The organism is Rectinema subterraneum, assembly GCA_009768935.1.
GTDB lineage: Bacteria > Spirochaetota > Spirochaetia > Treponematales > Rectinemataceae > Rectinema > Rectinema subterraneum.
Window position 1 is genome coordinate 42,730 of sequence record WESA01000016.1, and the last position, 6,855, is coordinate 49,584.

At 51.5% G+C, this 6,855-nt stretch carries 6 protein-coding genes; 4 read left to right on the forward strand and 2 right to left on the reverse strand.

The window, feature by feature from the left end; all coding sequences use genetic code 11:
• Positions 1–28 precede the first annotated feature (28 nt).
• From GAP13_RS05895 to GAP13_RS05905, 3 genes are read left to right on the forward strand one after another with little or no spacing between them, the layout of a single operon-like run.
• Positions 29–1,207 (forward strand): succinate--CoA ligase subunit beta, encoded by a 1,179-nt coding sequence (locus tag GAP13_RS05895; protein WP_158907153.1) that lies wholly within the window; start codon positions 29–31, stop codon positions 1,205–1,207.
• Positions 1,204–2,229 carry a succinate--CoA ligase subunit alpha gene (locus GAP13_RS05900; protein WP_158907155.1) on the forward strand — a complete coding sequence of 342 codons (1,026 nt, stop codon included), beginning with the start codon at positions 1,204–1,206 and terminating at the stop codon, positions 2,227–2,229. The genes GAP13_RS05895 and GAP13_RS05900 overlap by 4 nt, the downstream gene beginning before the upstream one ends.
• Positions 2,222–3,673, forward strand: a complete 1,452-nt coding sequence (locus tag GAP13_RS05905) for an SLC13 family permease (protein ID WP_158907157.1) — start codon at positions 2,222–2,224, stop codon at positions 3,671–3,673. Before GAP13_RS05900 ends, GAP13_RS05905 begins: the two co-directional genes overlap by 8 nt.
• 210 nt (positions 3,674–3,883) lie before the next feature.
• Here the strand turns inward: GAP13_RS05905 and GAP13_RS05910 are convergent, their stop codons facing one another.
• A complete protein-coding gene (locus tag GAP13_RS05910; RefSeq protein WP_222126157.1) occupies positions 3,884–5,248 on the reverse strand; it encodes an integron integrase in 1,365 nt (454 codons plus the stop codon).
• A gap of 237 nt (positions 5,249–5,485) precedes the next feature.
• Complete coding sequence (locus GAP13_RS05915; protein ID WP_158907159.1) at positions 5,486–5,794, reverse strand: hypothetical protein; 309 nt, start codon at positions 5,792–5,794, stop codon at positions 5,486–5,488.
• Between the two features lie 102 nt (positions 5,795–5,896).
• Here GAP13_RS05915 and GAP13_RS05920 point away from each other — a divergent pair, with 102 nt between their 5' ends.
• The gene (locus GAP13_RS05920; protein ID WP_158907160.1) at positions 5,897–6,490 is read left to right on the forward strand and encodes a response regulator transcription factor; all 594 of its coding nucleotides are present in this window, start codon (positions 5,897–5,899) and stop codon (positions 6,488–6,490) included.
• Positions 6,491–6,855 lie beyond the last annotated feature (365 nt).

Genomic DNA, 6,855 nt, shown 5'->3' on the forward strand with positions numbered 1-6,855 from the left:
GACCGCTAAGTGGCCGCAAAGAGGTACCATGAAACTGCACGAATACCAGGCAAAAGCTTTGTTCAGAGAGTTCGGTATCCCGGCCCCACAAGGGGAACTGGCTGATACTGTCGAAGCCGCCGTCAACTCCGCGGAACACCTAGGATGGCCTGCCGCTCTCAAGGCGCAGGTCCTTCGTGGCGGTCGCGGCAAGGCAGGCCTTGTCAAAATCGTGCAGACCCCCGAAGAAGCCTGCACCGCAGCCCAAGCCATTTTCGCTTCCGACTGGAAGGTGCGCAAAATCCTTGTTGAGCAAGCAATTGCCCATGAGCGCGAACTGTATGTGTCGTTCAGCGCGGATTCCCGAACCGGCGCGCATCTTTTGCTCGCGAGCGCCGAAGGCGGCGTCGAAATCGAAGACCTCGCCAGAACCGCACCCGAGAAAATCCTCAAAGAGCACATCGACAGCATCCGCGGCATACTGCCCTACCAGGCTCGCACCGCTGCCTATGACCTCGGCTTCGCACCTTCCCTGGCAAAGGGCTTCGCAAGCATCATCGAAAAACTGTATAGGCTCTATGTGCAAAAAGATTGCGAGCTCGCCGAAATCAACCCGCTTTTCGTGACGCTCGAAGGTAACTTTATCGCTGCAGACGCTAAAATCTCGATCGACGACAATGCCCTTTTTCGACATCCCGAATTCGAGCAGGACCCCGCCGATTTCGATTCCGACATCGCCCGCGAAGCTGCTGCCGAAGGCATCCCCTACCTCCAGTTCGATGGCGACATCAGTCTCATGTGTGCAGGGGCTGGCCTCACCACCGCCGTCTACGACCTCGTCGTCGACTTCGGAGGCACCGTCGCGAACTACCTCGAATTTGGCGGCCCCAACTACCGCAAATCCGTGCGCGCGATGAAACTGTGCATTAAGAACAACCCGAAAGTCATTCTCATCGTAACCTTCGGCACCATCGCCCGCGCTGACATCATGGCTGAAGGCATTGTCGAAGCGATACGCTGCCTTAGGCCCGATTGCCCAATCGTCACCTGCATCCGCGGCACCGGCGAGGACAAGGCACGCGAAACCCTTTTATCAGCAGGACTCGAGCCACTCACCGACACCGAAGAAGCGGTCAAGAAAGCCGTAGAGCTCGCCCACATTGCCCGTTCCACTGCCACAGAGCGCCCCACACCCGCTGCCGCCAGCAAGCAAGGAGGTCAGCCATGAGCATCCTCGTCGACCAAAGCACCCGCACCATCGTCATGGGCGCCACCGGCTCCGAAGGAACATTCTGGACTGAGCACATGGTCAACCTCGGCACACACATTATCGCGGCGGTTACCCCGGGCAAAGAAGGCGAGCATGTCGGTGATATCCCTGTCTATCATTCCGTACACCGCGCGCTCGATGCCAGCGCACTCGGATCCCGCAGCGCCGCTGGTGCCCCTGCAGACACCTATGCCCCCGCAGATGCCGCAATGCTCTTTGTCCCGCCGCACTTTACCAAAGACGCAGTCTTTGAATGCCTCGACGCCGGCATCAAACTTATCGTTATCGTCGCGGACGGCATACCCCTGCACGACGCCCTGCAAATACGCGCAGCCTCGCGAACAGAAGGCGCTCTCGTCGTCGGCGGCAACACCTCCGGAATCATCTCGCCCGGCAAAGCCATGCTTGGCATGTTTCCCTACTGGATTGAGCGAGTCTACAAACCCGGACGCATCGGCGTGATGACCCGCTCCGGCAGCCTCACCAACGAAGTGACCGCCATGGTAGTGCGCGCAGGCTTTGGCGTGTCGACCCTTGTCGGCGTTGGCGGCGACCCCGTGCCCGGCACTCGCTTCGCCGAGATCCTCGCACGATTCCAGGAGGACAGCGAGACCGACGCCGTCGTCATGATCGGCGAGCTGGGCGGCACCATGGAAGAAGAAGCGGCTGAAATGATTGCCTCGGGTGCATTTTCGAAGCCCCTCATCGCATTCATAGGCGGACGCCACGCCCCGAAAGACAAGCGCATGGGGCACGCCGGCGCGATTATCTCTGGCGGAAAAGGCAGCGCCCTCGACAAAATGCGCGCTCTCGAGGAAGCAGGCGCCCTGACCGCTGAACGCGCTTCACAGGTGGGGATACTCCTTGCAGAAACCCTCAAATCCCGCGGCCAGGCTGTTACCTCAGCAAAAAGCGCCCGCTCTCCCCTCAGCGCCGACTCAGCCCCCGGCGCCAGCACCCGAGGTAGCCACAATGAATAAGAATTCTGCCGCCCGCAAACTCGCCGCCATCGGCATCGCAGCCATCCTCTTTGCCGTGCTCGCATTTCTTCCCCTACCTGATTCTGTCCGCCGCGCAGGCGATGCCCTCCTCGATCCAAAAGGCCAGCGCGCCATCGCAGTCCTTGCAGGCGCACTTGTCATATGGGTGCTCGAAGCGCTCCCATTCCATATCACGGGACTCCTTGCCATGGTCATGCTCGCCCTAGTCGGCGCTGGCGACTTTGCCACAATCGTAAAAAGCGGCTTTGGCGACGATGTCGTGCTCTTTTTTATCGGCGTCTTAGCCCTCGCCGCGGCCATCGTGCGCTCGGGCCTCGGAAAGCGAGTTTCCCTTCTTGTGCTCTCGATTACCGGCAACTCGACCCGTCGCATTATTTTCGGTTTTCTTGCAGCAGGAGCCTTCCTTTCGATGTGGGTAACCGCCATTGCCTCCAGTGCCATTATCATGCCCCTAGCACTCGCAATCCTCACCGAAGAAGGCGCAAAACCAGGCGAAAGCCGCTTCGGACGCGCCCTCATGCTCGCTGTCGCCTGGGGAGCCCTCATCGGCGCAGTCGGCACACCCGCAGGATCAGGCTCCAACCCCCTCGTCGTCAAATTCATGGGCAGCCTCGCCCATGTCGATATTTCTTTTGTTCGCTGGATGACAATCGGATTGCCTATTGTCGCGCTTCTTCTGCCATCCGCATGGGGCGTCCTCGTTCTCTTTTCGCCTCCTGAAATGACCCACCTGCAGAAAAGCCGCGACGATATCAAACACGAATTTTCGAACCAAAGCCGCATGAGCCATGACGAAAAAGCCACCCTCATTGTCTTTGCGATCACTGTACTCATTTGGGTTGCTTCGCCCCTGTTTCAAAGCTTCTGGCACATCAAAATCCCGATATCGATGGGCGCAGTCGCCGCCGTTGTCCTCCTCTTCGTGCCAGGCATGACTTCATTCAAATGGAAGGACCTCCAGAAAGAGATCGACTGGTCCGGCATAATCCTCATTGCTGCAGGTATTAGCCTCGGCATGACCCTATACCAGACAGGCGCAGCAGCCTGGCTCTCCGTCGTACTCCTTGGAGGCATCGGCAACCTTCCGCTCTTTGTCAGGCTCGTACTCATCGTGCTCGCCGTCCTTACCGTGAAAATCGCCTTCTCCTCCAACACCCTCACCGGGACCATCATCGTACCCCTCGTCCTTGCGCTTGGACCCCTCCTCGGCACAGGAGCCGCAGGCCTTGCCCTCGCTGCGGGCTTTACCGCAAACCTCGCCATCATCCTTGTCACAACCTCGCCCGTCAACATCATCCCCTACACAACAGGCTATTTCAGCATAAAAGACATGGCTATTGCGGGCCTCATCCTCACCCCCCTCGCCGCCCTCATCATTGCTCTCGTCTTCAGCATCCTGGGACCGGCGATGGGAATCCTGTAAACCGGCAATTGTGCAAAGCCGGAGCCGCTTCACTTTGCCTCTAATTCTTTTTCCAAAATAAGATTGACCACCTCCTCAGACCGATTTACAATGCTTTTCAGAAGAATGTGATAAAATGCGATTTGCTGAAATGTGAACCTGTTTCGGCGGCCACTTTCACCATCGCTGTCAGAGAAGAGATTAGAATGGCGCAGAACACGCGAGCCCTGCTCACAGATTCTCCAGAGGACTGCGCACGCCCCTCTTGTTCCGCATTGCGACATGCGTATATATCATCGTCGTCTGCACATTCGAATGTCCAAGCAATTCCTGAATCGTGCGAATATCGTACCCATCCTCGATAAGGTTCGTCGCAAAGCTGTGGCGCAGCGTATGTGCGGAAGCCAGCTTCTGAATCCCCGCAGCCTGGATTGCCAGCCGAATCTTCTTCTGGATCACCGATGGATGCACATGCCAAAACGCAATCTCCCCCGTCCGCACATTTGCGCACGGGCTTTTTGCCGGGAAAAGCCAGAACCAGCTCCACTCCTTCGAAAGCCCCGGATATTTCCGGTCGAGCGCTTCCGGTAGAAAAATTCCCGGCAAATCCCGCCTTCGCATTTCTTCCCAAAGCGCACGCAATTCTCGCAGATGCTCATGCAGGACTCTTTTAAGCACGCCAGGAAGCATCGTCAGCCTGTCCTTGCCTCCCTTGCCCGCGCGCACCTCGATCGTCTCATTCTCGAAATTGATATCCTTCACCCTGAGCGACAAACACTCTTCCAGCCTGAGCCCGCACCCATACATAAGCGACGCCATGAGCCGATACGGCTGCCTCAATTGCGCAAGCAACGCAGAAACCTCCTCGCGACTCAGCACCATAGGAAGCCGCTTTCGCTTCTTCGCCCTGAGCACACTCGACAAGCCCTCAATTTCGATATGCAAAACCATCCTGAAAAGAACGAGCAGCGCATTCAGAGCCTGCTCCTGCATACTCGCGCTCACCCGCACATCAACCGCCAGATAACTCAAATACGCCCGCAGATGATCCGCAGTAATTTTCGGAGCACCATCTACAAAATTTGCCAGGCGCCTTACCCTTATAAAATCGAGAAATCGCCTTGTCCATCCCAAATATGTTTTTTCAGTCCTGAGCGATCGATGCTTCAAGCGAATGAGCTCCCGCACCTGCTTCATGGCTCTCGACGCAAACTCCTGCCATTCGCGATCTTTGGATTCGCCTGGATTTTCCTCAGAGGATGCTGAGATTGAACATGTTTTTGACCTCGAGCCGGTCGCATCTTCTCCTGACTGAGTTGATCGAGCCAGCGGTCGTTCACCCAACTCAAAATCGATAAAAGCAATAAACAATTGAACAGACCGAAGCGCCAAATTGACAATATTTGCAGGCTTTCTTCTGGACAGCGCCTCTGAAAAGCCGGCAATCGCCTTCTCGCGATTCTCGCTCCAGTCCGGATAGAAGCGCAGGAATTTTTCAACCCAGATACAGGCCCATTCCGTGCCTTTGGCACTGAAATTGCATTTAGCCATGAGATAATTCATGAATGCGGCTTTATCGAATATTATAGATCCCATAATGAAGCCCCTCCCAGGAAAAGAACAGGAACAGAGGCTAGCCCGCACCCCTGCCAAAGGCGCTAGCCGAGCCGTGCTTACATCACTCCTATATAACAATTCGCAAAAAAGCTTATCGCCGCTTCAAAACCGCATAACATTTTTTATAGAATCCTTACATCGCCGATATCTTTCGCCCAGCAGATATTTCTTTTCTTATCTCGTTTTCTGATGTAGAATATGTTAGGCAGGTTATAATTATTGCATTCCTAAGCCCATCCAACCACGGTACGGTTTATTATCATCAGCATAAATTATTTTTGATGACTTCTCAAAACCATCATTTGCATAGCCTCCAATTGTTTTTCCTGTAACTGCGTAGGTTATAAAATCTGCCGCAGTATAAACTACTGCTAGGGCTGTCCCTGCCCTTTTGACAATCCCGAGTGAAATGCCAATAATTGCATCGACTACAAAATCAGCATTTTCTCTTGCTGTTGGTCTAGCAAAAGCTGGGACAGATACAACTAACAGGACAATCAGCACACAAGCAAATATCTTTTTCATTTTTTTCCTCCAATCTATATTTTAGAGGTATTACAAAATAATTAAATAATCAAAATGTTTATTATTTATTTGGATAAACCTAATACAGATTAATATCGTGTTATGAAAAGTATTATTATTTCTCATAACAAGTTATTTACTATTTGCCTGCATAATATGTTGAATTATTTGGTTAAAGACAACAAAAATATTATAGATAATTTTGTATTAATTGTAATTGATGCTACTAGTATTGATAGCAATATAATTTTACAGAAATTATTATTAAAATATTCCGATAGTATATATAGGATATTACTAATACATGATCATGTTGATGATTTAACTGAAAAAATCGTTTATAATAGTAGAGTGGTAGCAGTTTATAATCCTCGAGCAAGTAATTCAACAAAGTTTGGCCATCTATTACAACATGTTCTGGATGGCGGAGTTATGTTGTCAAAAGAGAAACTTTTTGAATTGCGTCATACAGAATCAATACATACAAAGATCGTATTTACAAAACGTGAAGAAGAAATCAATCAATTACTCCATAATGGAGATTCCATAAAAGTTATTAGTTCGAAATTGCATATTTCTCAGAATACTGTAAAAGTATACATATCTAGAATATATAAAAAATTAGGTATCCATTCCCGTGCAGAATATTATATTAATTATGATGTCTTATCTGGCAATATGGAGGTAAAGGCATGATTTATGGAATTCTAGTATTCGTGTTGTGGTGTATCATTGGATATATCTTTTCTCTAATAACAGAGATTCCTCTTGGTTATGTAGGACCGATTGCCATACTGCTAGGAATAATTTCTATGAATATTATTAGAAAGAAGATGAAAAAATAATCAATATTTGTTTGGGTGTTTCTGCCTAACACACGCTTGGAGCCGACTCGGCGGCTGTCACGCGGTTTGCAGAAAACCAAAGTAGCCCAAAATTGTAGCCATGCAAACCGCGCGCCAGTCTGCCCGCCTCGCGGCTCACGCGCACGTTCGGTTGACGCTTAGGGCACAAAAAGTATTGACTATACGTATATCATTCATTATAATTATACGTATAGG